This is a genomic window from Pseudonocardia endophytica (genome assembly GCF_004339565.1).
GTDB classification, from domain to species: domain Bacteria; phylum Actinomycetota; class Actinomycetes; order Mycobacteriales; family Pseudonocardiaceae; genus Pseudonocardia; species Pseudonocardia endophytica.
In genome coordinates this window covers 3,604,540-3,629,684 of sequence record NZ_SMFZ01000001.1, presented here as the reverse complement: position 1 = coordinate 3,629,684, position 25,145 = coordinate 3,604,540, and the positions used below count along the sequence as shown (strand labels likewise).

Sequence of the window (25,145 nt, the reverse complement as noted above, 5' to 3'; positions counted from 1 at the left end):
GCGCGCCGGGCGGTTCCAAACACGTGTCCCGCTGACCGGGACAGGTGCTCGTGCCCGCCATCGCTGCGTCCGCAGACTCGGCGGTGTGAGCGGATTCGACATGGGGACGTTCCTCGCGGGCCTGACCGACACCGTGACGCCGGGGCGCGGACGGCCGCTGGTGGTGCACGCCGCGGACATGCAGCCGTTGCCGATCGGCGAGGTGCACAACCCGAGCGCGCTGTCCGTGGCCGGCGATCTCCCGACGGCGACGTTCGAGCTGTTCCGCCAGACGATCCCGCCGGGCGGGAGCTCGGACATGCAGCGCCACCACCACGAGACCGTCCACATGGTGCTGGCCGGCGACGGGCGCAGCGAGATCGAGGACGACGAGGTCACCTGGACGACCGGCAGCCTCGTCTACACGCCGCCCTGGACCTGGCACCGCCACTGGAACGACTCCGCCGACCAGCCGGTGGAGTTCCTGACCATCGAGAACTCGCGGCTGCTCGGGCTGCTCGGCGTCAACCGCCGCCAGAGCGCCGGTCTCGTCGACATCGCAGAGGCACGCGCCCGTTTCGGAGGGGACCCCACATGACCACCAGCACCGCGACCGCGCACGTCAGCATCTGGGGCGAGCTCGCCGACGTCGACCACGAGCTGCGCCACGTCGACGTCGGGGGTGTCCGGACCCGGGTGCTGCAGGCCGGGGCCGGGCCCGACCTCGTCCTGCTGCACGGGACCGGCGGGCATCTCGAGGCGTACGCGCGCAACATCGGGGGCCTGGCCCGCTCGTTCCGGGTCACGGCCTACGACATGGTCGGCCACGGCTGGTCGGACCTGCCGGACACGCCGTTCACGATCGACGTGCTGTCCGAGCACCTGGTGGGACTGCTGGACGTGCTCGGGATCGGCGTCGCGCACCTGTCCGGCGAGTCGCTCGGCGGCTGGGTCGCGGCGTGGACGGCGGCGCACCACCCGGGTCGCGTCGACCGGCTCGTGCTGAACACGCCGGGCAACATCGCGAACAAGCCGGAGGTGATGGCCCGGCTGAAGGAGTCCACGACCCGCGCTGTCGCCGACCCGAGCGAGGAGAACGTGCGTCCCCGCGTCGAGTGGCTGTTCCACGACAAGTCCCAGGTCACCGACGAGCTGGTGGACCTGCGCCGCGGCGTCTACAGCCGTCCGGGCTTCCGCCGCGCCGTCGACAACATCCTCGTCCTGCAGGACCCGGTGATCCGCAGGCCGTACAGCTGGGACCCGTCGTGGGTGGGCCGGATCGCCTCGCCGACGCTGCTGCTCTGGACCGACCACGACCCGACCGGAGGGCTCGACGAGGCCCAGATGCTGCTGGACTGGATCCCGGACTCGCGGCTGCACGTGATCTCCGACGCCGGGCACTGGCCACAGTGGGAGCAGGCGACGCACTACCTCGCCGCGCACCAGGCGTTCCTCGGGGCCGGGGCATGAGTGCGATCGCCGGCTTCGTCGGCATGTCCCACTCGCCGTTCGCGACGCTGCTGCCGCCGGAGTCGGCCGACGCACCGGGAGGGCGGTTCCTGAACCACGCCTCCCGGGTGTGCGACGCGGTCGCCCGGCTCGAGCCGGACGCCGTCGTCGTGATCGGGCCGGACCACTTCCACGGTGCGTTCTACGACCTGATGCCGCCGTTCACGATCGGTGTCGAGAAGGCCGTCGGGTTCGGCGACTACGGCAGTACGCCGGGGGACCTGCCGGTCGCCTCCGACCTGGCCTGGCAGCTCCACGACGCGATCTCCGACGACGGGTTCGACCTCGCGCTGTCCTACTCGCTGACCGTCGACCACGGCATCGTGCAGAGCTACGAGATGACCACCGGCGGCTTCGACGTGCCGGTGGTCCCGATCGTCGTGAACACGGCGGCTCCGCCGTTGCCGTCGCCGGCCCGGTGTGTCGCGCTCGGGGAGGCGATCGGCCGCGCCATCGGGTCCGCGACGGCGGCGGGGCGGGTCCTCGTCGTGGCCAGCGGCGGGTTGTCGCACTGGCTGCCGTCGAACGACCCGCGTGACCCGGCCGTCGACGACGCGAAGCGGGACACGCTGATCCACGGCCGCGCCGACGTCGTCGCGTTCTCCGCGGCCCGCGAGCCGCGGGTGCGCGCGATGGCCGGGAACGCCGACGCCCGGGTGAACGCCGACTGGGACCGCTGGTTCCTGGATCGGCTCTCCGCGGGCGACCTGGACCCGGTCGTCGCGCTCGGGCACGACGGCATCGAGGAGGCCGCGGGCAGCGGCGGGCAGGAGATCCGCACCTGGCTCGCCGGCATGGCCGCGGTGCGGGAACCGCTGCGGTGGACCGGCTACGAACCCGTCCCGGAGTGGATCACCGGGATGGCCGCCGCGACGACGTTCCCTGTGCCCTAGGCGACCGGCGGCACGATCGCCTCGATCAGGTGCGGCCCGGGCTCGGCGTGCGCCTTCCGCAGCGCCGCGACGAGCTCCTCGGACGTCGTCGCGCGCTCGGCGGGCACGCCGAGGCCGCGGCTGACCGCCGTGAAGTCGGTCGTCGGATCGGTCAGGTCGAGCATCCGCTGCGCGCGCTCGTCGGCCCCGCCCGCTCCGGTGCGGGCGAGCTCGCCGCGCAGGATCGCGTAGGCCGCGTTGTTCACGACGACGGTCGTCACGTCCAGCTGCTCGCGCGCCTGTGTCCACAGTGCCTGGATCGTGTAGAGCGCGCTGCCGTCCGCCTCGACGGTCACGACCGGCCGGTCCGGCGCCGCGACGGCCGCGCCGGTCGCGACCGGCAGGCCCTGCCCGATCGCACCACCGGTCAGCGTCAGCAGGGAGTGCCGCGGCGCCGTCGTCAGCGCCTTCAGCCCGCCGCCCGAGGTGATCGACTCGTCGACCACGATCGCGTTCTCCGGCAGCGTCACGGCGATCGCCGCGCCCAGCGACCGGACGGACAACGGGCCCGGCTCGGGGTCCACCGGAGAGAGTGGAGCGAGGTCCGGATCCACATCGGACGCCAGGCGCCCGGCCAGCGCCTCCAGCGCGCCGACCACGTCCTGAGCCGCGTCGGCCAGCTCCAGCACGGCGCACCCGTCGGGCACGAGATCGCTCTCCACACCGGGGTAGGCGAAGAAGGCGACCGGCGACGGGGCCCCGGCCAGTACCAGCGTCGTCGCGCCTGCGAGCTGAGGGCGGACCTGCTCGGCGAGGTAGGCGAGCCGGTCGACCGTCGGCACGCCCGCGCCGGACTCCATCCGCGCCGCGAACCGTTCCGCGACGAGCCGGGTGCCGGTCGCCCGGGAGATCCGGCTCGCCGCGCGCAGGCCACGTTCGGAGAGCGCGTCGCCGCCGAGCAGGAGCACCGTCCCCTCTCCGACCGACGCGGCCACCGAGTCGAGCGCCTCGATCGATACGGGGGACGGGACAGGGAACGGTCGCGGCGGGGCGACCCGCCCACCGTCCGACCAGGACACGTCCGCGGGCAGGACGAGCGTCGCCACCTGACCGCCGCCGCGACCGGTCGCCTCGACCGCGCGCATCGCGTCGGACGCCAGCGCCCGGGTCGTCCCGCTCGTGTGCACCCATCCGGAAGCGCCGCGGGCGATCGCGTCGATGTCGGACTGCAGCGGCGCGTCGTGGCGGACGTGGTCGGTCGCGTGCGCACCGACGACGCACAGCACCGGCGAGTGCGCCCGGCGCGCGTTGTGCAGGTTCGCCGTGCCGTTGGCGAGGCCAGGGCCCAGGTGCAGCAGGACGGCCGCCGGGCGGCCGGTGATCCGCGCGTACCCGTCGGCCGCACCCGTCGCGACGCCCTCGAACAGCGCCAGCACGCCGCGCATGTCCGGCACGGCGTCGAGTGCCTGCACGAAGTGCATCTCCGACGTCCCGGGATTCATGAAACACACGTCGACACCCGCGCCGACGAGACCGGACAGCAGCGACCGCGCACCGTTCATGGGATCAGGATGCGGGACGCACCCGGACCGGCATCGACTCCCATGCCCGCATCGTGTTGTTCGGCCGGCGCACGGGGGTCCCGGCGAGCTCGATCGTCTCCACCCGGGCGGCGAGTGCGCGCAGCACGGACTCGGCCTCCAGCCGCGCGACGTGCTGGCCGACGCACTGGTGCATGCCCATCCCGAACCCGACGTGCCCGGACGGGTCGCGTGCCAGGTCGAACCGATCGGCGTCGTCGCCCCATCGGGCCGGGTCGCGGTTCGCCGAGCCGAGGAACATCAGCACCTTCTGCTCGGCCGGGATCCGCACGCCGGCGATCTCGACCGCGCGCGTCGTCGTCCGGAAGAACGTCTGCACCGGCGACTCCCAGCGCACCGCCTCGTCGAACGCCACACGGGCCAGCTCCGGGTGCTCCCGCAGCCGCGCCCACTGGTCCGGGTGCGTGGCGAACGCGTAGAGCACGGCGGAGATCCCGGTGACGGTCGTGTCCACACCCGCGGACAGCAGCGAGCGCACGACGAGCGGGGCCTGCTCGGGCGTGATGTCGCCGCGGTCGGCGGCCGCCCAGATGTCCGCGCCGAACCCGTCCGGCGCGAGCGACTCGCGGGTACAGCGGGAGTTCACCCATGCCGAGAGCTCCGGCATCCGCGGCAGCACGGCGTCGACCAGCTCGTTGTGCGGGCCGAACGCGTTGAACAGCATGTTCCCGTACGGGAGCAGGTTCTCCCGGCCCTGCACCGGCAGTCCGACCGCGTCCGGGAACACCCGCAGCGGGAACGTCTCGCCGATCGCGGCGACGGCGTCGAACTCGGGTCCGCGGGCCAGCACCTCGTCCACGAGGAGCTCCGCGTCGGCGGCCCAGCGCTCCCGCAGCGACCGGAGAGCGCGCGGGCCGAGGATCGTGGACAGCACCCGGCGCGGCGCGTCGTGGCCGGGCGGGTCCGTCTCCAGCAGCAGCGACGGCGGCCGCCACGGCTCCTCCCGGCCGAAGTGCGACAGCCCCACCCCGGCCCCGGAGCGGAACGTCTGCCAGTCCACGAGCGCGGCGTGCACGTGCTCGTAGTGGGACAGGGCGAGCACGTCGTAGCGGTGGAGCCGCACGACCGGCCCGGCGGCGCGCAGGCGTTCGTGGAACGGGACCGGGTCGGTGAGGACGTCGGTGCAGAAAGGGTCGGTCTCGGTGAGGGTCATCGTCCCTACAGGTCCAGCACGAGGCGGTCGCCGCGGGCGCGGGACACGCAGATGAACATGGAGTCGGCGGTGTCGCGCTCGTCGTCGTCGAGGATCGAGTCGCGGTGGTCCGGGTCGCCGTCGAGCACCCCGGTCTCGCAGGTGCCGCACACGCCCTTGCGGCACGACGACAGCACGTCGACCCCGACGTCTGCGACGGCCTGCAGCACGGTGCGGTCCGGCGTGACGGTGACCGTGGCGCCGCGCCGGGCGAGCTCGACGTCGAACGGTGCGTCCCGTACCGGCGGCGTCTCCGTGGCGACGAACCGCTCGGTCCGCACCGTGTGCGCAGGCCACCGCGCCGTCACGTCCGCCAGCGCGGCCAGCATCGGAGGCGGCCCGCAGGCGTAGGCGCGGGTGTCGGCGCGCGGCTCGCCGAGGAACCCGGCCAGGTCGAGCAGCCCGTGCTCGTCCTGCGGCACGAGACGCACCCGGTCGCCGTGGCGGGCGAGCTCGTCGCGGAACGCCATCGACGCCCGCGTGCGGCCGCCGTAGAGCAGGTGCCATTCGGCGCCCGTCTGCTCCGCGGTGCGGATCATCGGCAGGATCGGGGTGACGCCGATCCCGCCGGCCACGAACAGGTAGCGCTCCGCCGGGACCAGCGGGAAGTTGTTGCGCGGCCCGCCGAGGCCGACGGTGTCGCCCTCGGTGAGCCGGTCGTGCACGTAGGCCGAGCCACCGCGGCCGTCCGGCTCGCGCAGCACGCCGATCCGGTAGCGGTGGGCGTCCCAGCGGTCCCCGCACAACGAGTACTGACGGGTGGAGCCGTCCGGCAGCACGACGTCGACGTGCGCGCCCGGCTCCCAGTCCGGCAGGCGGCCGCCGTCCCGGGCGACCAGCTCCAGCGACACGACGTCGCGTGCCTCGTCGCGGCGGGTGGCGACGACGACGGTGGCGGCGCGGTCGGACATGGTGCACGAGCATGCGACCCGCGCGGTCGTCGGAGAACAGCGTTCTCACTCAGCGAGACAGCAACCGGTGGATGCCGTGCGCGGCCGCACGCAGCGCCGGGACGAGAGCGCCCGCCGTGCCGTCGGTCGGCTGGATCGTGGCCACCGCGGCCACGACGTCGCCCGCCCCGTCGCGCACCGGGACGGCGACCCCGGTCGCGTCCGGGTGGATGAACCCCGGCGTGACCACGGCACCCTCGCGCCGGACGCGGGCCAGCAGCCGTCGCAGCTCTCCCGGGTCGGCGACGGTGCGGTCGGTGAACCGCTCGAGCGGCCGGGCGAGGATCCGCTCCTGCAGCTCGGCCGGTGCGTGTGCGAGCAGCACGAGCCCTGACGACGACGCGTGCAGCGGCAGCCGTCCGGCGATCCGCGTGTAGTTGACCACCGCTCCCGGCGCGGACAGGCGCTCGGTGAAGATGACCTCGGTCCGGTCGAGCACACCGAGCTGCACGTGGTGCCCGACGGCAGCGTGCAGGTCCTCCAGGAACGGCATCGCCGCCTCGCGCAGCGTCAGCGTCGGCGAGGCGCGCTGGCCCAGCTCCCACAGGCGCATCCCGACGCGGACGCGTCCGCTCTCGGTGCGCTCCAGCAGGCCGTGTTCGACGAGCTGGGCGACCAGCCGGGACGCGGTCGCGACGTGCAGGCCCGACGACCGGGCGATGGCGGTGACCGCCACCTCCGGCCGGTCCGGCTCGAAGACCGCGAGGATCCGGACGACCCTGCCGAGGACGGACTCCCCGGGGGCCGGGCCGGTCACGTCAGTCCTTCGACCCCCCGCACCGGCAGGGACCACCCTGCTGGCAGCCGCAGGAACAGTTCGGTCCGCAGCTGCAGTCCGCTTCTGGTGCGAGCACGGTGCGCCTCCTCGTTGCGACGACTGATGCGCGTGCCCGCATGAGAATAGCGGAATGAACCGGGCACCACCCGAGGTTCCAGCCCAGTGTTCACCGTGGGCCTCGTCGTGCCGCTCTCCGGTCCGGAGGCGGTGTACGGGCCGTCCTGCGTCCTCTGCGCGCGGCTCGCGGCCGAGGAGCTGAACGAGGGCTCCGGCGTCCTGGCCGAGCCGGTCCGGCTGCGGATCGTCGACGGCGGGCGCGGGCCGGAGCGGGTCGCGTGCGAGGTGGAACGGCTCGTCGGGAACGGGGAGATCGACGCCGTCGTCGGCTGGCACCTGTCGGCCGTCCGGCAGCGTCTCGCACCGCGCCTGCGTGCCCGCGTCCCGTACGTCTACACGGCGCTCTACGAGGGCGGCGAGACGACGCCCGGCGTGATCACGATCGGCGAGACGCCGGAGATCCAGCTCCATCCCGGCCTGCGGTGGATGTCCGAGGAGATCGGCGTCCGCGACTGGTTCGTCGTCGGCAACGACTACGTCTGGCCCCGCAGGTCGACCGCGACCGTGCGGGCACTCGTCGACGACGACCGCGCCGGCCCGACCATCGGCGAGGCCGACTTCGTGGGTCTCGGCACGCGCGACTTCGGCCCGGTCCTCGACCGGATCTCCGACAGCGGGTCGGACGGCGTGCTGATGATGCTCGTCGGCCACGACTCCGTGCGGTTCAACCGGCAGTTCGCCGAACGCGGCCTCGAGGAGCGCTGCGCGCGGTTCTCCCCGCTGATGGACGAGAGCATGCTGCGCGACCTCGGCCCTGCGGCGTCGACCGACGTGTTCACCGCGGCCGGGTGGTTCGAGGCGCTGCCGACGGCGGAGGGACTCGGCTTCGGCGCCCGCTACGCGCGGCGGTTCGGCCCGGAGGCTCCGGCGCTCGGTGCGCCGGGGGAGTCCTGCTACGAAGGGATCCGGCTGCTGGCGTGCCTGGTGCACTCGGCCGGGACGGTGGACGCGCAACGGGTCACCGAGCTCGCGCGGTGCTCGGACTACCATGGGCCGCGTGGGCACGTGCGGATCGACGGCCCGGCGACCCGGCAGCAGATCTACATGGCCACGGCCGACGGTGTCGGGCTCGACGTCCTCGCGTCACTCTGACGGTCAGGGCGTCATGACGATCCGCCGTCCCGTGTGGACGGACTTTCCCCACGCGCGTTCGACATCGCTGAGCGGCACCGCGGCGGCGTCGACGGCGAACGTCCCGGTCCCGATCTCCCCGGCGAGCGCGGCCAGCTCCGCCACGATGTCGCCGGTGGGGACGGACCCCTGCCCGCTGCCGACGATCTCCAGCCGGGCGGCGCGCAGTGCGGCCGATCCGATCGCGGCCGTGGGTCCGGCCACGGACCCGATCTCGACCCACGTCAGCGGCCGGGACCGGTCCGCGCGGGCGGTGACGACGGCGGCCATCGCGGCCGCCGTCGGCTCGCCCCAGACGTAGTCCAGCACGACGTCGACGTCCGCCGCGGCCGCTCCGAGCCCGCCCGCGTCCAGCGTCGTGGTCGCCGTGGCGCCGAGCGCCGGCAGGCCGGCCAACAGGTCGGCATTGCGGCCTGCGGCGACGATCCGGCCTGCGCCGAGACGACGGGCCACCTGCACGGCCGTGCGTCCCGCGTTGCCGGTGGCGCCGAGCACCAGCACGTCCTGCCCGGCCCGGAACCCGATCCTCCTGCGCAGCGCGACCCAGGAGGACATCGCCGGGTTCATCGCGGCCGCGACGGCGACCGGGTCCGGTCCGCCCACGCCGTCCGGCAGCACGACGCTGCGGCGGGCGTCGACGACCGTCCGCTCGGCCATCGATCCGGACACCGTCCCGTCGAGCACGAAGTAGCGCAGCCGCCCGTCCGGGTCGCGGCCGACTCCGTCGACGCCCGGGACGAGCGGCAACTCGTCGGTCGACGTGTAGTGCGATCCGTCGGCCTGCGACCGCACCCGAGGGTGCAGGCCGGCCGCGACGACGTCGACCACGATGTCGTGCGGACCGGTCGCCACCGGCTCCGGGAACTCGGTGTACACCGGAGCGACGTCGAACGCGGTCACCACCGCTGCCTTCATCGGACCCTCCAGGATATAGTTGGTGATCCCAACAGTACTACTGGGGATTACCAATCAAAAGGGAGACGCCGTGCCGGACGACGACGGGCTGGTCGACGCGCTCGTGCAGAGCTCGTTCGCGGTCACCGCGGTGCTCACGAAGGTCGGGACGGCGCACGACCTGTCGCTGACCCAGCTCCGGGTGCTGGCGATCCTGCGTGACCGCCGCCCGCGCATGACCGCGCTGGCCGACCACCTGGGTCTGGACCGGTCGTCGCTGTCCGGGCTGGTGGACCGCGCCGCGCGGCGCGGGCTCGTGCAGCGCGCGCCCACCGGGACGGACCGCCGCGTCGTCGAGGTGTTCCTGACCCCGGAGGGGCACGAGCTCGCCAACCGGCTGTACGCCGAGATCCTGGCTGCGCTGTCGCCGGTGCTGGAGCGGCTCGCGCCGGCGGAGCGTCGGCGCCTGCAGGCGCTGCTCGAGCGGACGCTCGGCGGCTGACCCGTCAGCTGTCCGACTGCCTGCGCACGGCTTCGACGTCGATCAGCGACCACACGCGGTCGATCCGGCCGTCGTGCAGGCGGTAGAACACGTGCTCGGCGAACGCGACGCGCCTGCCGTCGGTCTCGACGCCGAGGAACGTCCCGCGGGGCGAGCAGTCGAAGCGCAGCCGTGCGGCGATCCGGTCCGGACCGGTCACGACGAGTTCGGCGTCGTAGCGCAGGTCCGGGATGACCGCGACGTCGTCGACGAGCCGGCCCACGTACCGCCCGAGCGTCCAGTCCTCGTCGTTGTAGACGAGACGGTCGTGCACGAACTGCCCGAGATCGTCGAACCGGCGCTCGTTCAGCGTGTCCAGGTAGCGCTGGTAGATCCGCTCCTCGTCCATGGTGCCCATGGTCCGCCGTAGGGTCGTCGGCGTGCGCCCGCACGTACTCCTCTCCGCGGCGATGTCGCTGGACGGCCGGCTGGACGACGCGTCGTCGTCGCGACTGGTGCTCTCCGACGCCGCCGACCTCGACCGCGTCGACGGCGTCCGCGCCGCGTCCGACGCGATCCTCGTCGGGGCGGGCACGGTCCGCGCGGACGACCCGCGCCTGCTCGTCCGGTCGGCGGAGCGCAGGGCCGCGCGGGAGCGCGCGGGGCACACGTCGAGCCCGCTGCGGGTGGTGCTCACGACGTCCGGTGACCTGGACCCGTCGTCCGCGCTGTTCACGACGGCGGGTGCGGACACGCTGGTCTACGCGTCGCCGGGATCCGTCGCCGCCGTCCGGGACCGGCTGGGCGTCGAGGTCGCGGCCGCCGACGGGCTCGGCGCCGTGCTGGAGGACCTCGCGTCCCGCGGCGTGGCCCGGCTGATGGTCGAGGGCGGCGGCGCGGTCCACACGGCACTGCTGTCGGCCGGGCTGGTCGACGAGATCCAGGTCGTCGTCGCGCCGTTCCTCGTCGGCGACGAGGCCGCCCCCCGGTTCGTCGGACCGGGTGCCTTCCCGCAGGGGCCGGGCAGCCCGATGACCCTGGTCCGGGCACGTCCGATGGGCGACCTCGTGCTGCTGCACTACCGGATCGGCGACCCGGACCACCGGTGGCTGGCCGCCGCCTGTGACCTCGCGGAGCGCTGCCCGCCGTCGGAGACCGCGTTCTCCGTCGGCGCCGTCGTCGTGGCGGCCGACGGCGAGGTGCTGGCCACCGGGTTCTCCCGTGCCGGTTCGCCGGCCGACCACGCGGAGGAGGTCGCGCTGGCCGGGCTGGACCCCTCCGACCCCCGCCTGGCCACGGCCACGATCTACAGCTCGCTGGAACCGTGCGGCGCCCGCGCGTCGCGGCCGGTCACGTGCGCGCGGCACATCCTCGACGCCGGGATCGGACGGGTGGTGACGGCGTGGCGCGAGCCGTCCACGTTCGTCGAGGGCCGTGGCGCGGAGATCCTCGAGGAGGCCGGCGTGACGGTCGTCGAGCTCCCATCGCTTGCGCCCCTTGCCCGGAGGCCGAACACCCACCTGACTCAGTGATGTTGATCTGTCCGTAACGCCGTGTCCGGCGATGTTGGTCGGATCTGGCTACTGTCGGGGGCATGACCGCCGGCCCCTGGGTGAGGGGCATCCTGTCCGGGCTGGTCACCGTCGTCGCGGTGGCCGTCGTGGGTCTCGGCGTGCTCGCGTGGGACAGGTTCGCCGGGGACGACCGTCCCGACCAGCGCCGCCCGGCCGTGCAGAGCCAGGACGCGCTGACGTGTACGAACGCACAGCCGACATTGTTCGCCGCGCTGTCCGCCCACCTGGCCCGCAAGAGCGACGCGTTCTCGTCGCGCCAGTTCGTCGTCGACGACGACGGGCTGCAGTACCTGTCCGCGGCGGTCGGCGACGGAAAGGGGTCGTTGCGTGCGACGGACCCGGTCTGGGTGTACGGCGGGTCCGGGTACGCGTGGCTGAACGAGTCCGCCCACCGCCTCTCGTCCGGCCTGCCGGACGCCAGGGCCGCCTACGGCTCCGATCCCGCGGGTCCCGCCGCGTCGCGCGTGATCACGTGCGCGACGTCGTCGAACGGCTGACCCGCCGCGGCGCGGGTACCGTCGGCGACGGTGGCACGACGCAGGGAGACCCCATGACCGAGCCGACGGGCGAGAGCCGCGAGCCGGACGACGGTCTCGACGAGACGCTCGACGCGCTGGAGGAGAAGGTGCTCGGCAAGCGCGCCGACCAGACGCGCGACGAGCAGGAGGACGGCCCGCCCGCGTTCGAGCAGGACGCCGACGCCGGCGACGAGCAGGCGCCGGGATCCGGCTCGGAACCGCCCTGAGTCACGGCGGCAACGGTTCCGGGTCGTCCGCCAGCGCGGGGACCGGATCCCGGGTGATGCGGTGTCCGAGGAACACGGCGCGGTTCGCGTGCCCGAACAGCAGCGGCAGCAGCTCGGCCGCGCGGACCCGTCCGTACCAGCCTGCCGCGGCCGGTCGTTCGCCGAACGCCGTCACGTCGTCGGCGCGGACGGTCGGACCGGCGACGGCGAGCGGGGTCGGTTCCCCGGCGTGCATCACTCCGTGCGTGGACGGGGTGGCGTGGTCCCCGGTCACCGCGACGACGGCGTCCCGGCTCAGCTCGGCGAGCCCGGCCAGGCCGGGGTCGAGCGCTTCCAGCACGTCCCGCTTCGCGAACGAGTCCTTCGTGTGCCCGGCCTCGTCGGTCGCCTTCGTGTGCACGTGGACGAACCGGGCGCCGTCCGCGATCAGCTCGCGGGCCGCGTCCAGGCGGGCGGCCATGTCGGCGCCATGGTCGTCCACAGGGGACAGATGGGTCGACGCTATGTCGAGCGCGGCGGCGATGCCGCGGTAGAGCCGCGTGCTCGTGACGGCGGCGCCCGCGACGCCGTTGCGCTCGGCGAACGGCGGGATCCGGCCGCGGCTGCCGGACCACTTCGTGGTCAGCACGTCCAGCGCAGGCAGGCCGTCGGCGCGACGGCGCTCGTTCACCGGGGAGGCGAGCAGCCGCCCGCGCACCGCCGGGAGCAGCCGTCCGAGCAGCGCGGCGAACGCCCCGCCCTCGGGTGCCGTGGGGACGGGGCGCAGCCACGGGTGGACCGTCTCGAAGAACGGGTCGGAGTCGGTGACCGCGCCGCTGCGGCAGCCGGGAGCCGTCAGCAGCGCCTCGCCGCGGGCCCCGAGCGGGAGCAGCGTCGCGTCGACCGGGTCGAGCTCGGCGAACAGCGCGGCGGCGTCCTCCTCGTCGCCGCGCCCGGCCCGTCCGGTGATCCACAGCTTGTCCCCGTCGGGTTCCGACGTGCGCAGCGCGGCGTGCGTGACGGCCGTGTCCCCGGGCACCGCGAGCCCGGCGCCGAGCGCCTCCAGCACGGCGCGGCCGGGGAACGGGACGCCGTCGTAGCCGAACATCGCCCAGTGCGCGAGCTCCGACGCGGGCGCGGGGCCCCAGCCGAACGGCAGGTGCCAGCCGGTGCAGCCGTTCGCGGCCAACGCGTCCAGGTTCGGCGTCCGCGCCGCCTCGGACGGCGTGCGTCCGTCCAGCTCCGGGATCGGCCGGTCCCCGAGCCCGTCCAGCACGACGAGCACGACGGGCAGGCGGTCGTCGTCGAGGCGCGGTTGGGTCTCGCCGTGCCCGGCGGGTCTCATCGGAGCTCGCGCAGGAGCGGCACGGTCGCCGGTGGGACGAACGCCTCCCAGCCGGTGCCGGACGCCAGCGCGGCGCGGATGTCCGATGCGGACACCCGGGAGTCCGGGTCGCCGTCGAGAACCGTGACCGTGTAGCCGGCGCCGGCGAGCCGGTCGGCCTTCTCGCGCTCCCACGCGTCGTAGACCCTGACGAACTGACGCGCGTGCAGCGGCACGTACTCCGGCCACACGTGCGGCCGGGTCAGGTCGAACGGCACGACCGACGCGCGGCCCGCGAACCCGGCGCCGTCCAGCGCCGCCTCCAGGAGCCGGAGCCGTTCGAAGTAGACGAACGGGTTCGCCCCGTCGGTGTGCCGATGGTCCGACGTGGACTCCTCGTGCCGGGCCGAGTGGTCAGGGTTCGTGACGGCGACGATCAGGTGGTCGGCCTCCCGCAGGGCGGTCCCGAACAGCTCCATGTGCTGGACGTGCACCGGCTGGAACCGCCCGGTCACGCACGCGAGCGTCATGCCGGGCGCAGGACGCCGCGGGCGATCGCGTTGCGCTGGATCTCCACCGTGCCGGCCGGGATCTTCAGGTTGCGCGCCAGGCGGAACAGCTTCTCCTCCGGGCTGCCCTGCAGCAGCCCCGTGCCGCCGTGCACCTGCAGCGCGTTGTCCGCGACGCGGAAGAACGACTCGTCGTTCACGACCTTGATCATGCTGATCAGCCGCGGCGCGTCCGGGTGCAGCGGCTGCGCGAACGGCCCGAGAGCGTCCAGTTCGGACTGTGCCTGCAGGGACATCGCGCGGGCCGTGTAGACGTCGGTGTCGATGTCGGCGAGCAGGTGCTGCACGGCCTGCAGCTCGGCGATCGGCTTCCCGCCGGAGTGTCGCTTCTTCGCGCGGGCGACGGCGCGGTCGCGCAGCCACGAGCCCCAGCCGGCGCACATGCCGCCGCGGCACATCCGCCGCCAGTTGATCCACGACATGGCCAGCCCGAACCCGTCGCCCGGCTCGCCGACGACGTGCTCGGCGGGCACCCGGACCTCGTCGAAGTGGAGCTCGCCGGTCAGCCCGTCGCCGAGCATCGTCGGGATGTCCCGGCCGCGGGTGAAGCCCTTGTCCCCGGCGTCGATCAGGAACATGGACAGCGAGCGCGTCCCGGCTCCCGGGTCGGTGACGGCCGTGACCTGCAGGACGTCCGCGAAGTGCGAGTTCGTGATCCACGCCTTCGTGCCGGACACCAGCCAGTCCGACCCGTCGCGGCGGGCGTGCGTGTCCATCGCCAGCACGTCGGTGCCGACCGACGGCTCGGTGTTGCAGAACGCGCCGGTGATCGTCCCGTCCAGCAGCGGCTGCAGGAACCGCTCGCGCGCCTCGGGCGAACAGCGCTCGATGGCCGGGCTGGCGTTCTCCGTCCAGGCCAGCGCCGCGAGCCCGAGACCGAGCCCGGAGCTTGAGTAGACGAACTCCTCGACGTGCTGCATCTCCACCCGGGAGAAGCCGCCACCGCCCACATCGGACGAGATGTGCGGGTTGAACAGCCCGGCCGCGGCGGAGCGGCGCTGCACCTCGCGTCGGGCCTCCCAGACCTCGGGGTGCATCCGCCCGGCCTCGTCGAGCACCGGCTGCCACGGCGTGCCGACGGATCTCGCCGCCAGCGCCTCCTCGATCGGCGCGACCTCGTCGGCGAGGAACGTGGCGAACCGGGTCGTGTAGTCGACGACCCTGTCGGAGGGGCCAAGCGGGCTGCTCATGGGTCCTTCCTACTCGACGCGACCAGCTCCGCGCCGATCCGGGCGAGCTCGTCGCGCACGGCGTCCGGCTCCTCGACGGTCACGCGTGCGCCCCATCCGGCGAGCTGCTCGGCGATCGACACCGCGGAGTGGGCCGCGACCCGTAGCCGGACCGGGTCGCCGTCGCCACCACCGAGCACGGTCGCGTGCCGTCCGAAGTGGTCGCGCAGCACCGGCACGAACCGCGCCGCGACCCGAACGGTGGCCGTGACCGTGGAGCGGCGGCGTTCCACGTCGTCGACGACCTGGTCCCACGCCTGCCGGAGATCGAAGCCGTCGGGCCGCTCGGACGGCACGTCGGTCGGGTCGACGGAGGTGATCCGGTCCAGGCGGAACGTCCGCCGCCCGTCCGCCGTACCGGCCACGAGGTACCAGGTGCCGTCCTTGTCGACGAGACCCCACGGGTCGACGAGCCGCTCGGTCGCGTTCCCGCGCCGGTCGGCGTAGCCCATCGTGATCCGGCGGCGGGCGACGACGGCCTCCTGCAGCGCCCCGGCCGGGCCGCCCGCGTCGGGTCCGCGCGCACCCCATCGCGCCGGGTCGACGACGACGGCGTCGGCCGCAGCCTCGGCGCCTGCTCGGAACGTCTCCGGCAGCGCCCGGACGAGCTTGCGCAGCGCGGAGCGGACCGGCGGGTCCGCCGTCGCGGCCGGACCGGCGAGCAGGAACAGTGCCCGCGCCTCCGGTGCGGTCAGTCCACTGAGGTCGGTGCGAGCGCCGCCGACGAGCGTCCACCCGCCGCCGCGGCCCGGCTGGGGGTAGACCGGGACGCCGGACGCGGACAGCGCCTCCAGGTCGCGGCGGGCGGTGGACGTCGACACCTCGTTCTCGGCCGCGACCTCGGCGGCGGTCACCTGCCCGCGCGCCTGGATCAGCAACAGGATCGCCACCAACCGGTCCGCACGCACGCGTCGAAGAATGCCAGGAAAAGTGCTCAGAAGGCGAGCACTTCACCCGGCGATGATGCACCCATGTTCCGAGGGATCTCCACCATCAGCTTCTTCGCCGACGACCTGGCCGCGGCCCGCGACTGGTACGCCGAGCTGTTCGGCGTCGAGGCCTACTACGCCTACCCGCCCGAGACGCCGGCCTACGTCGAGTTCCGGATCGGCGACGACGCCGACGAGATCGGCATCATCGACCGCCGGTACGCGCCGCCCGGCGCCCGCAACGCGCCGGGAGGCGCCGTCGTGTTCTGGCACGTCGACGATCTGGAGGGCACGCTCGCGCGGCTGATCGCGCTGGGCGCCACGGAGTACGAGCCACTGACCCCCCGCGGGGACGGGAGCTTCGTGACGGCGTCGGTCGTCGACCCGTTCGGCAACGTGCTCGGGATCATGACGAACCCTCACTGGCTGGAGCGGCACTGACGGCACGACGGTCCTCCGGCGGCGCGGCGTGCACGTAGTCGGCGAAGTAGATGATCGTCAGCTGCGTGAAGATCAGTGCCTGGATGGCGCCGATGAACATGTCGAACAGCTTCCACCCGGCGTTCGGCAGCCAGAGCAGGTACGCCGGGAGCAGCCCGATCACCGACACCATGATCCCGCCGGCCAGCAGGTTGCCGAACAGCCGCAGCGCCAGCGACGCCGGCCGGGAGAAGTACGTGATCACGAACTCGAACCCGGCCATGACCTTGTACGGCTCGGTGATGTGCCGGACGTAGCCGCGGGGTGAGAACCGGATCGCCCACACGTTCAGCCACGTGAACACGACGAGCGTCATCGCGTAGACGAGGTTCACGTCGGCCGTCGGCGGCGGGAGCACGTGCTCGGTGGGCAGAGCGGCGAGCCAGTTGCAGACGAGGATGAACGCGAACGTCGTCACGCAGAAGCCGACGAGTCCGGCGGGCGCGTCCAGGCCCATCCCGTCGCGGACCTGGCGGCGGACCCAGCCGACGAGCGCCTCGTAGGCCAGCTGCAGCCGTCCCGGGTTCGTCACGGACGCGCGCCGGGCGACGAACAGTCCGGTCCCGGCGACGATCCCGCCCGCGATCACCGTGGCCAGGATCGTGTCCAGGTGGAACGTCATGCCGGCCAGCTCGACGCTCCAGTGCTGCCCCGGCGTGAGATCGCTGCTCACGGCCGCCCCCCTATTTCGCGAACAGTGTACGCATTCGAGGGTAGCGATTCGCGGACGCTGTTCGCAAACGTCGCCACGGGCGGTCTGGTTGGCTGGGGGACCGAACCCGACGAACCGGAGGAGCCATGGCGCGCCGGCCCATCTGGCTGCGTCCGGTCGTGGAGTCGACGACCGGACGCCCGGCCGAGTGGAGCCGCGAGCAGATCACCGACGCCGGGATCGCGGTCGCCGACGCGGAGGGCCTCGCGGCCGTGACGATGCGCCGGGTGGCGGCCGAGCTCGGGACGGGGGCGGCGTCGCTGTACCGGCACGTGTCCACACGCGACGATCTGGTGGACCTCATGGTCGACCGGGCGTTCGCCGACCTCCCGGCGCCGCCGGACACGGGGGACTGGCGGGCCGACGTCGTCGCGCACAACATCGATCTCCTGCGCTACCTGCGCGGACGGCCCTGGATCGTGGACGGGATCGTCACCCGCCCGCCGTTCGGCCCGAACTCCGTCCGGCGGGTCGAGCAGATCCTGGGGCTGATGGCGGCGAGCCCGGCGCCCGGCTCGAGGAAGATGGAGGCGGTCGGCGTGATCGCCGGCATGGTCCAGACGACGGCCGTGCACGAACGTCCGGGCCACGGCGGCGCGCTCGACGAGGAGTTCGTCGCCGCGCAGATGACCGTGCTCGTCGGCATGGCCCACGACGGGACCCACCCGCACCTGGCCGCCGTGTTCGCCGATCCCCCTGCGGACCCCGGAGAGTCCGGCGACGAGCGGATGGCCCGGATCCTGCGCGTCGTCCTGGACGGGTTGCTCCCCGAGGAGGGCTGAGCCAGGCTCGACGACCGTGAGCGCTCGCGTGGATCTCTACGTCGATCCGGTCTGCCCGTTCGCCTGGCTCGCGTTCCGCTGGCTGCTCGACGAGGTGGAGCCGCAGCGGGAGCTGGACCTGCACGTCCGCCTGATGAGCCTCGCTGTGCTGAACGAGGGCCGTGAGGGCCACACGCCGGAGGCGGACAAGGGCGACGACAGCGCGTGGCGCCCGGTCCGTGTCGGGCACGCGCTGGCCGAGCAGCGCGGCGAGCAGGTGATCCGGGACTTCGTGCGCGCGTTCGGGACCCGCTTCCACGATCGGGAGCTGCGCGGCCGCGACCGGGTGCTGCGCGAGGTGCTGTCCGAACTCGACGCAGAGGACCTGTACGCCGCGGCCGACTCCGACGAGCGCGACGACACCGTGCGCCGGGTGCACGCCGAGGGCATGGAGCCGGTCGGCAACGACGTCGGCACGCCGGTGCTGCACGTCGACGGCGTCGCGTTCTTCGGTCCGGTGCTCGGCGCCGTGCCGCGTGGGCAGGACGCGCTCGACATGTTCGACGGCGCCGTCCGGCTCGCCCGCTTCCCGGCGTTCTACGAGCTCAAGCGCTCCCGCTCGCAGGGCATCAGCTTCGGCTGAGCGCGGTCCTCACCGCAGCATGTCGCGCAACGCCTGCGACTGGGCCAGGATCGCGTCGGTGCCGGCGACGGCGGACTCGGCCGTGCGGGTCGTCGGGCCGGACACGGTGCCGGGAGCCGCTCCCGTCGGGCGGGCGTCGATCTCGCGGGCGATCCGCCCGATCTCGCGCAGGTTCCGCTCGATGTGCTCCAGGTCGGACCGGGCCGCGGCCAGCTCCGTGCGGCTCGGCTCGAGCACGCGCTCGGACGTCCCGCGCCGCTCGTCATCGGCGAGGCGCCCCTGCTCGTCGGCGACCCGCGCGGCCAGCCGCACCGCGGACCAGAGCGTCTCGGGGACCAGCCGCTCCGGGTCGATCGCCCCGTCCCGCCACGCGGCCGTCGACGTGATCGACTCCGCGAGGGCGCACAGCGTCCCGGCCCGGGAGCCGTCGGCGGCGTCCACCTCGACGAACGGGGACGCGTTCTGCCCGTGACGCCTGCGGTACGCCTCGAACGGGTCACGTACGAACGCGAAGAACAGCACCATGAGCACGACGAACGCCGCGCCGCTCCCGGCGAGGACCCACAGTGCCGTCGACCAGAACCCGCCGTCGGAGAACACGATCGGCGCCACGATCGCCGACCCGGCCAGGAGCGCGATCATGCCGAGCCCCTGCGCCACGTCGTAGGGGGACTCGGTCTTCCCGGCGGCGGTCAGCGACAGGTTCCGGCCGGCGAGCAGGCCGGGGTCGTAGACCCGGTACGCGGCCGCCTCGCCCTCGTCGTCCGGCCGGTTGCGCCGGAGCAGCGTCGGGGTCGACGTCGTCGTCCACTGCTCACCCATGCCCGATACGTCGCCGGGCAGGTCCCGGCGTTAGCTGCCCAGTGCCGCGGCCAGGGAGTCCAGCATCCCGTCGGTGCCCGCCTCGACCATCTCGTTCGGCCGGAACACCCGTCCGTCGTCCTCCTCGTGCACGAACTGGGCGATGAACGGGATCGGCACGGTCCCGACGATCCGCATCTGCAGCGCGACCAGGACCGGCTCCAGCGCCACCGCCGCGCGCGAGCCCGCGGCGACACCGCCGTAGCTGACGAGCCCGACCGGCTTGTTCGCCCACTCCCTGTTGAGGTGGTCGAGCGCGTTCTTCAAAGCTGCGTTGTAGCTGTGGTTGTACTCCGGGAACACGAACACGAAGCCGTCCGCGCGGCCGATCAGCTCGCTGAAGTCCTTCGTGTGCTGCAGCTCGTACTCACCGAACCGCGGGTGCTTCGGCTCGGCGAACATCGGTAGGTCGACCTCGGCCAGATCGACGATCTCGACGTCGAACGCACCGTGCTTCTCGGCCTGCTCGGCGATCCAGCGGGCGGTGGGCTCACCGACGCGGCCGGGACGGGTGCTGGCGACGAGGACCTGGACTGTCGGACGGCTCATGGTCGGAGATCCTGTCACCGCGCCAGCGCGAGCACCGGACCGTCCCAGCGTTCCCGCAGCCAGCGGTCGTGCGAGGTGACGACGATCGCACCCGGGGCGGTCCGGAGCGCGTCCTCCAGCTCACCGGCGAGCGTCAGCGATATGTGGTTGGTCGGCTCGTCGAGCAGCAGCAGATCCGGAGTGTCCGCGACGGCGATCGCGAGCGCCAGCCGTCGTCGCTGACCGAGGCTGAGCTCGCCGACGGCCGTCGCGTGCTCGGCGGGCGGCAGCAGCCCGAGCGTGCGCAGCGGGACGCGCTCGGCCGTCGCGGCCCCGACGGCGTCGGCGTACGCGCGCTCGGCCGTCCGGTGCGGGTCCCCGAGGTCGGGGTCCTGGGCGAGCAGCCCGACGCGGCGGGCGCGGACCTGCACGTCGCCCCGGTCCGGGACGAGGGTCCCGGCCAGCACCGCGAGCAGCGTCGACTTCCCGGACCCGTTGGGGCCGGTGACCAGCAATTTCCCGTCGGTCGCGACGTCGAGGACGTCGACCCGCACGCGCCCGTCGACCTCCAGGTCGCGTACCGAGACGGCGAGCCCGCCGGTGCCGGCCCCGCCGAGGTGCCCGGAGAACCGCAGCGGCGCGGGCGGCTTGCGGACGGCGTCGCGCTGCGCCCGCTCCAGGCGCTGCTCCGCGTCCCGGACGCGCCGGGCGCGGGTCCGCTCGACTCCTCCGCCCTTGAACGCGTGGATGAACTTGTCGTTGTCCCGAGGACCGCGGTTGTGCGCGATCGCCTCGGTCCCGGTGCGGGCCTTGTCCCGCAACCGGTCGATCTCGTCCTGCTCGGCGGCGAACCGCTCCTCCCAGCGTCGGCGCGACGCCGCCCGGTGCTCCAGGTACTCCGTGAAGCGACCGGAGAACCGCTGCCCGCCATGGCCGTCGGTGCCGAGCGCGCCGGCGTCGAGGTCGACGAGCTCGGTGCAGACCCGGTCCAGGAACGCCCGGTCGTGACTGGCCGCGACGACGACGCCGGGCAGCTCGACGAGGTTCGACTCCAGCAGGTCCAGTGCGGTGTCGTCGAGGTGGTTCGTCGGCTCGTCGAGCAGCAGGCAGGCCGGGCGGCGGACGAGCGCGGCGGCCAGCGCGAGCCGGGTGCGCTGCCCGCCGGACAGCGTCGCGACCGGACGCGCTCTGTCCAGATCGGACACGCCGAGCGCGGCGGCCGTGACGTCGGCGCGCCGGTCGGCGTCCCACGCGTCGTGCTGGACGGCCCAGGCGAGCACCCGGTCGTAGCGGTCCGGCTCGTCGGCGATCCGCTCGGCGAGCAGTTCCAGCTCGGCGACCGCGTCGTGCAGCGGGCGCAGCGCGTCGTCCAGCAGGTCGCCGACGGTGCCGTCCGGAGCCACCGCGGGCTCCTGCGGCAGGTACACGAGGTCGTCGGGACGGCGCACGTCGCCGGAGTCCTGCCGGTCCACGCCGGCCAGCACGCGCAGCAGCGTCGACTTGCCGGACCCGTTCTCGCCGATCAGGCCGACCCGGGCGCCGGGAGCCGCGGTGAGGTCGAGCCCGTCGAGCGCCGGGCGGGTCCGGCCGGCGTGGGTGCGCACGATGCCGGTGGCGACGAGCGGCTGGAGATCGGGGGAGGAGGACACGAGGGGACTCCGGAGCGCGGAGGACGATCGCCCGGGCTCGGCCGCGGGTGATCGGGACGGAGTCAGTGCCTCATGTCGGAGACGACCCTAGCCGCGGGCAGGGCCGGGCCGCCACCGGTTTCCGCGAGACGGTCGGGTGATCACCGATCCGGGGCGGAAACTGCCGTGTCTGGCCGTCTCCGCACCCGACCGACGATCACCGGGGACGACGTTCAGTTTCCCGGCGTCCACACCTGACCGGAGCGCAGGGCGGACAGGCCCGGCCAGACGACGCTCATCAGGTGTGCCGCCAGGCCGTCGGGATCGACGCCGGTGTCCGCGCCGCCGTCGAACCACCACTCGGCGAGGCCCTCCGCGGCACCGACCAAAGTGGACGCGACGGGCAGAGCGGCCTCCGGCGCGACGGCCTCGTCGGCGAGCAGCTCGGCGACCCGGGTGACGATCCGCCGCCGGGCCTGTTGCACCTCGTCGGCGAACGTGCCGGTGCGCGCCTGCCGGTAGAGCACGAGCCAGCCGTCGCGGTGCGACGTGACGGTGGCGAAGAACGCGCGCAGGCCGCCGTAGAGCCGGGCCTCCGGGTCGGCGGCTCCGTCGCCGGAGTCGACCCCGGACACCGAGGCCAGCAGCCGGTCGCCCTCACGGCGGATGCAGCGGGCGAACAGCTCCTCCTTGGAGCCGCCGCCGTGCGTGTAGACCATCGGCTTGGACACGCCCGCCTCGTCCGCGACGGCGTCCATCGACGCGTCGTGGAACCCGCCCCGCGAGAACACCCGCACGGCCGCGTCCAGGACCTGCCGTTCCCGCTGCTCCGGCGGCAGGCGGCGACGCGGGGCGGCGGGCATGCGCGGCATGGTAACCACCGCGACGCCGGATGATCAGCCTGCGAGCAGGCCAAGGCCCATCAGCAGCCGGTCCCGGTGGTCGGCGATCCGGCGCCCGGTGAGCGTCTCGATCCGGGCCAGCCGGTACATCACGGTGTTGCGGTGGCAGTAGAGCACCGACGCGGCGCGGGACGGTGAGCCGTCGGCGTCCAATGTGGCGGCGAGCGTGTCGAGCAGCACGTCCCGTTCGGCCGCGGGGAGATCGAGCAGCGGGCCGAGTGCGTGCCGCCGGATCCGCTGCGCGAGCTCGGGCGACCCGGTGAGCAGCGCCTCGGGTAGCCGGTCGTCCAGCGCCGCGACGGCGGGCTCACCGGCCGGGAGCGTGGCCGCCGCCAGCCGGGCCGTTGAGTGCGCCTCGTCCAGGCGGTCCAGGCCGGTGACCGGGGAGGACACTCCGATCGGACCGCGGGCGCACGGGCCGAGCGCCGCGCACACGGCGGACGTGACGCGGGCGGGAACCGGTACCACCCCGACGACCTCACCCGGCCGGGTGTGCCACACCGAGCCGATCCCGGCCGCCGCCAGCGCCTCGCGGGCGCCCTCCGGCGCTCCGGCGCCGTCCGAGCCGACCCCGTCGGCGTGCGGGGCGACGACGATCACCACGTCCTGGTGCTCCGGCAGCCCGAGCACCCGGGACGCGTCGCGGGCGAACGCCGGGTCCCGGCCGCGGCCCTGCAGCAGGCCCTCCGTCATCGAGTAGCGACGGCCGTCGTCCAGGCTGCGCAACTGCGCCTCCTCCCGGCGGTAGGCGTCCACGAGCCGGTCCGACGCGCTGTCGATCAGTGCCCACACCCGGTCCGCCGCACCGAGCAACGCACGGTCGAACCGCCCGTCGAAGCGGTCGGAGGAGATCCGGCACATCCGCTCCCAGAGCAACCGCCCGCACAGCCGGTAGGCCCGCAGCACGACCTCCAGCGGGACGCCCTGGCGGACCCGCCGCTGCCCGGTCTCGACGGTGACCCGCGCCCGCTCGACATGCGTCGGCAGGTCGCCGGCCAGCACGGCGAGCGTCCGGTCGATGTTGGCGCGGCAGGTGGCCCGCAGGTCGGTGTCGATCGGGACGCCGAGCTCGCCGTAGACGTCCTCCCGCTCGAGGATCATCACGGTGAGCCGGTCGGCCAGCCCGTCGACGTCCTCACGCAGCGCCCGGCACAGCGTCGTCAGCGCCTCGTCGCCCTCGTTCGCGGCTCCCACGTCGGGTCCGACGCGCGTCCGCGGCACCGCGGCGCGGCCGTGTCCTGCGGGTTCGGCCATCTCCGGAGGATGCCTCGCCCCGGACGCGGTGCCAAGCCGGAGTGCGCGGTGCTGTGCGACGCGGGTCACATCCTGTGCTCCGCGCCCATGGTCCGTTGCGCCGTGCACGCACAGGGTGGACGGGTTCTTCCACGACGCGAGGGGGCGGCGATGGCGACGGTGGACGCTCGGCGGGATGTCCGGCGGACCTCGACGGTGAGCCTGATCGGTTCGACGATCGAGTGGTACGACTTCTTCATCTACGGCACGGCCGCCGCGCTCGTGCTGAACACGGCGTTCTTCCCGAGCGTCGACCCGTTCGTCGGGACGCTGGCCGCGTTCAGCTCGTTCGCCGTCGGGTTCATCGCGCGCCCGATCGGCGGGATCATCTGGGGCCACTTCGGCGACCGGATCGGGCGGAAGAAGGCGCTGGTCGCGGCGCTGTTCCTGATGGGGGCGTCGACGACGCTGGTCGGCCTGCTGCCGACGTACGCGTCGATCGGCGTGGCCGCACCGATCCTGCTGTTCGTGCTGCGGATCCTGCAGGGCCTCGCCGTCGGCGGGCAGTGGGGCGGCGCCGTGCTGATCGCCACCGAGTACGCGCCGGCGAACCGGCGCGGCTTCTACGGCAGCTTCCCGCAGCTCGGCGTCCCGATCGCGGTGATCATCTCGAACGGGATCTTCCTGCTGCTCGAGGCCGGGCTCGGCGAGGAGGCGTTCCTGGCCTGGGGCTGGCGGGTCCCGTTCCTGCTCAGCGTTTTCCTGATCGGCGTGGCGATCTACGCGCAGCGCACGCTGGAGGACACCCCGGCGTTCAAGGCGGTGGAGCAGGACCCGAGCCGCCGGCGCTCACCGGTCCTCCAGGTCCTGCGCTCGCACCCGAAGGCGATCCTGCTCGCGGCCGGCTCGTTCATCGCCGTCAACGGCGGCTTCTACATCTTCATCATCTACGCGCTGTCCTACGGCACGAAGACGCTCGAGCTGCCGGAGTCCACGATGCTGATCGGCATCGTCGGCTCCAGCGTGGTCAACCTGGCGCTGATCCCGCTGTTCGCGCTGCTCTCCGATCGGGTGGGCCGACGACCGGTCTACCTGGCCGGCGCGATCGGCACGATCCTCGTCGCGTTCCCGGTGTTCTGGCTGATCGACACGAGGTCGACGTTCCTGATCTTCCTCGGGCTGCTGCTCGGCGGGGCCGCGAACTCGGCGATGTACGGGCCGCAGGCCGCACTGTTCGCCGAGCTGTTCAGCCCCGAGGTGCGCTACTCGGGCGCCTCGCTCGGCTACCAGATCGGTGCCGTGCTGGGCGGCGGCCTCGCCCCGCTGATCGCCGCATCGCTGTACGAGGCGACCGGCACGTCCGCGTCGACGTCCTGGTACCTGCTGGCGATGGGCGTCGTGACGGCCGTGTCCGCGTACCTGATCGCGGAGACCTACAAGCCGAAGGATGCCACGGCCGTGTGAGTTGTGCATCGAACCTACTGATGCGTAAAGTAACGCCTCGTCGAACCGGTACCGCCGGTACCGGATACCCCCACGGCGAG

General features: G+C 73.6%; 28 protein-coding genes. 12 read left to right on the top strand and 16 right to left on the bottom strand.

Translation table 11 applies throughout. The features are described 5' to 3' along the window. Positions 1-85: 85 nt before the first annotated feature. Genes EV378_RS16840 through EV378_RS16830 form a run of 3 tightly spaced genes read left to right on the top strand, consistent with a single transcriptional unit; the run spans position 86 to position 2,381 of the window. Complete coding sequence (locus EV378_RS16840) at positions 86-577, top strand: cupin domain-containing protein (protein WP_243653507.1); 492 nt, start codon at positions 86-88, stop codon at positions 575-577. After that, positions 574-1,449: an alpha/beta fold hydrolase gene (locus EV378_RS16835; RefSeq protein ID WP_132426388.1), complete on the top strand. Its 876-nt coding sequence runs from the start codon at positions 574-576 to the stop codon at positions 1,447-1,449. Before EV378_RS16840 ends, EV378_RS16835 begins: the two co-directional genes overlap by 4 nt. Continuing rightward, positions 1,446-2,381: a DODA-type extradiol aromatic ring-opening family dioxygenase gene (locus EV378_RS16830; protein WP_132426385.1), complete on the top strand. Its 936-nt coding sequence runs from the start codon at positions 1,446-1,448 to the stop codon at positions 2,379-2,381. Before EV378_RS16835 ends, EV378_RS16830 begins: the two co-directional genes overlap by 4 nt. Here EV378_RS16830 and EV378_RS16825 read toward each other — a convergent pair. From EV378_RS16825 to EV378_RS16810, 4 genes are read right to left on the bottom strand one after another with little or no spacing between them, the layout of a single operon-like run. Beyond that, positions 2,378-3,922 (bottom strand): acetolactate synthase large subunit, encoded by a 1,545-nt coding sequence (locus tag EV378_RS16825; RefSeq protein WP_132426382.1) that lies wholly within the window; start codon positions 3,920-3,922, stop codon positions 2,378-2,380. The two genes, EV378_RS16830 and EV378_RS16825, sit on opposite strands and share 4 nt — an antisense overlap. A 4-nt stretch (positions 3,923-3,926) precedes the next feature. Continuing rightward, positions 3,927-5,114 carry a cytochrome P450 gene (locus tag EV378_RS16820; protein WP_132426378.1) on the bottom strand — a complete coding sequence of 396 codons (1,188 nt, stop codon included), beginning with the start codon at positions 5,112-5,114 and terminating at the stop codon, positions 3,927-3,929. A 5-nt stretch (positions 5,115-5,119) separates the two neighbouring features. After that, complete coding sequence (locus tag EV378_RS16815; RefSeq protein ID WP_132426375.1) at positions 5,120-6,064, bottom strand: PDR/VanB family oxidoreductase; 945 nt, start codon at positions 6,062-6,064, stop codon at positions 5,120-5,122. 49 nt (positions 6,065-6,113) lie between these two features. After that, positions 6,114-6,860: an IclR family transcriptional regulator gene (locus EV378_RS16810; RefSeq protein ID WP_132426373.1), complete on the bottom strand. Its 747-nt coding sequence runs from the start codon at positions 6,858-6,860 to the stop codon at positions 6,114-6,116. 183 nt (positions 6,861-7,043) lie between these two features. Between EV378_RS16810 and EV378_RS16805 the strand changes: the two genes are divergently transcribed. Next, a complete protein-coding gene (locus EV378_RS16805) occupies positions 7,044-8,090 on the top strand; it encodes a substrate-binding domain-containing protein (protein WP_243653506.1) in 1,047 nt (348 codons plus the stop codon). A gap of 3 nt (positions 8,091-8,093) precedes the next feature. Here the strand turns inward: EV378_RS16805 and EV378_RS16800 are convergent, their stop codons facing one another. After that, on the bottom strand, positions 8,094-9,044 hold the full coding sequence (locus EV378_RS16800) for a quinone oxidoreductase family protein (RefSeq protein ID WP_132426370.1): 951 nt from the start codon (positions 9,042-9,044) through the stop codon (positions 8,094-8,096). 70 nt (positions 9,045-9,114) lie between these two features. Between EV378_RS16800 and EV378_RS16795 the strand changes: the two genes are divergently transcribed. Further along, the gene (locus tag EV378_RS16795) at positions 9,115-9,525 is read left to right on the top strand and encodes a MarR family winged helix-turn-helix transcriptional regulator (protein ID WP_132426367.1); all 411 of its coding nucleotides are present in this window, start codon (positions 9,115-9,117) and stop codon (positions 9,523-9,525) included. A 4-nt stretch (positions 9,526-9,529) separates the two neighbouring features. On the opposite strand, the gene EV378_RS16790 is transcribed toward EV378_RS16795, so the two are convergent. Further along, complete coding sequence (locus EV378_RS16790) at positions 9,530-9,913, bottom strand: ester cyclase (protein WP_132426364.1); 384 nt, start codon at positions 9,911-9,913, stop codon at positions 9,530-9,532. A 7-nt stretch (positions 9,914-9,920) separates the two neighbouring features. Here EV378_RS16790 and EV378_RS16785 point away from each other — a divergent pair, with 7 nt between their 5' ends. The 3 genes from EV378_RS16785 (at position 9,921) to EV378_RS16775 (ending at position 11,823) form a co-directional block, all read left to right on the top strand. Continuing rightward, positions 9,921-11,036: a dihydrofolate reductase family protein gene (locus EV378_RS16785; RefSeq protein WP_132426361.1), complete on the top strand. Its 1,116-nt coding sequence runs from the start codon at positions 9,921-9,923 to the stop codon at positions 11,034-11,036. Between the two features lie 62 nt (positions 11,037-11,098). Continuing rightward, the gene (locus EV378_RS16780) at positions 11,099-11,575 is read left to right on the top strand and encodes a hypothetical protein (protein WP_132426358.1); all 477 of its coding nucleotides are present in this window, start codon (positions 11,099-11,101) and stop codon (positions 11,573-11,575) included. A gap of 53 nt (positions 11,576-11,628) precedes the next feature. Further along, positions 11,629-11,823: a hypothetical protein gene (locus tag EV378_RS16775; RefSeq protein ID WP_132426355.1), complete on the top strand. Its 195-nt coding sequence runs from the start codon at positions 11,629-11,631 to the stop codon at positions 11,821-11,823. A gap of 1 nt (position 11,824) precedes the next feature. Here EV378_RS16775 and EV378_RS16770 read toward each other — a convergent pair whose 3' ends face one another. From EV378_RS16770 to EV378_RS16755, 4 genes are read right to left on the bottom strand one after another with little or no spacing between them, the layout of a single operon-like run. Continuing rightward, complete coding sequence (locus tag EV378_RS16770) at positions 11,825-13,147, bottom strand: BPG-independent phosphoglycerate mutase family protein (RefSeq protein ID WP_132426352.1); 1,323 nt, start codon at positions 13,145-13,147, stop codon at positions 11,825-11,827. Further along, the gene (locus EV378_RS16765; protein ID WP_243653505.1) at positions 13,144-13,641 is read right to left on the bottom strand and encodes an adenylyltransferase/cytidyltransferase family protein; all 498 of its coding nucleotides are present in this window, start codon (positions 13,639-13,641) and stop codon (positions 13,144-13,146) included. The genes EV378_RS16770 and EV378_RS16765 overlap by 4 nt, the downstream gene beginning before the upstream one ends. A gap of 11 nt (positions 13,642-13,652) precedes the next feature. Next, the gene (locus EV378_RS16760; protein WP_132426346.1) at positions 13,653-14,885 is read right to left on the bottom strand and encodes an acyl-CoA dehydrogenase family protein; all 1,233 of its coding nucleotides are present in this window, start codon (positions 14,883-14,885) and stop codon (positions 13,653-13,655) included. After that, complete coding sequence (locus EV378_RS16755; protein ID WP_132426342.1) at positions 14,882-15,832, bottom strand: helix-turn-helix transcriptional regulator; 951 nt, start codon at positions 15,830-15,832, stop codon at positions 14,882-14,884. The genes EV378_RS16760 and EV378_RS16755 overlap by 4 nt, the downstream gene beginning before the upstream one ends. A 63-nt stretch (positions 15,833-15,895) precedes the next feature. Here EV378_RS16755 and EV378_RS16750 point away from each other — a divergent pair, with 63 nt between their 5' ends. Further along, positions 15,896-16,294: a VOC family protein gene (locus EV378_RS16750; RefSeq protein ID WP_132426339.1), complete on the top strand. Its 399-nt coding sequence runs from the start codon at positions 15,896-15,898 to the stop codon at positions 16,292-16,294. On the opposite strand, the gene EV378_RS16745 is transcribed toward EV378_RS16750, so the two are convergent. Further along, positions 16,260-17,006, bottom strand: coding sequence for a FoF1 ATP synthase subunit A (locus EV378_RS16745; protein ID WP_243653504.1), 747 nt, complete (start codon positions 17,004-17,006; stop codon positions 16,260-16,262). The two genes, EV378_RS16750 and EV378_RS16745, sit on opposite strands and share 35 nt — an antisense overlap. Positions 17,007-17,131: 125 nt before the next feature. On the opposite strand from EV378_RS16745, the gene EV378_RS16740 reads away from it, so the two are divergent. Next, positions 17,132-17,827 (top strand): TetR/AcrR family transcriptional regulator, encoded by a 696-nt coding sequence (locus EV378_RS16740; RefSeq protein WP_132426336.1) that lies wholly within the window; start codon positions 17,132-17,134, stop codon positions 17,825-17,827. Between the two features lie 16 nt (positions 17,828-17,843). Beyond that, positions 17,844-18,449, top strand: a complete 606-nt coding sequence (locus EV378_RS16735; RefSeq protein WP_132426333.1) for a mycothiol-dependent nitroreductase Rv2466c family protein — start codon at positions 17,844-17,846, stop codon at positions 18,447-18,449. Positions 18,450-18,458: 9 nt separating this feature from the next. On the opposite strand, the gene EV378_RS16730 is transcribed toward EV378_RS16735, so the two are convergent. The 5 genes from EV378_RS16730 to EV378_RS16710 all read right to left on the bottom strand — a co-directional run bounded on the left by EV378_RS16730 (position 18,459) and on the right by EV378_RS16710 (position 23,622). Continuing rightward, on the bottom strand, positions 18,459-19,271 hold the full coding sequence (locus EV378_RS16730; RefSeq protein WP_132426329.1) for a hypothetical protein: 813 nt from the start codon (positions 19,269-19,271) through the stop codon (positions 18,459-18,461). Positions 19,272-19,301: 30 nt separating this feature from the next. Further along, positions 19,302-19,859: an NADPH-dependent FMN reductase gene (locus tag EV378_RS16725; RefSeq protein WP_132426327.1), complete on the bottom strand. Its 558-nt coding sequence runs from the start codon at positions 19,857-19,859 to the stop codon at positions 19,302-19,304. A gap of 14 nt (positions 19,860-19,873) precedes the next feature. Further along, on the bottom strand, positions 19,874-21,487 hold the full coding sequence (locus tag EV378_RS16720) for an ABC-F family ATP-binding cassette domain-containing protein (RefSeq protein WP_132426324.1): 1,614 nt from the start codon (positions 21,485-21,487) through the stop codon (positions 19,874-19,876). A 212-nt stretch (positions 21,488-21,699) separates the two neighbouring features. After that, positions 21,700-22,329, bottom strand: a complete 630-nt coding sequence (locus EV378_RS16715; protein ID WP_132426322.1) for a TetR/AcrR family transcriptional regulator — start codon at positions 22,327-22,329, stop codon at positions 21,700-21,702. A 33-nt stretch (positions 22,330-22,362) separates the two neighbouring features. Next, positions 22,363-23,622, bottom strand: coding sequence for a PucR family transcriptional regulator (locus EV378_RS16710; RefSeq protein WP_132426319.1), 1,260 nt, complete (start codon positions 23,620-23,622; stop codon positions 22,363-22,365). Positions 23,623-23,817: 195 nt separating this feature from the next. Here EV378_RS16710 and EV378_RS16705 point away from each other — a divergent pair, with 195 nt between their 5' ends. Continuing rightward, the gene (locus EV378_RS16705; protein WP_243653503.1) at positions 23,818-25,065 is read left to right on the top strand and encodes an MFS transporter; all 1,248 of its coding nucleotides are present in this window, start codon (positions 23,818-23,820) and stop codon (positions 25,063-25,065) included. Positions 25,066-25,145: the final 80 nt, after the last annotated feature.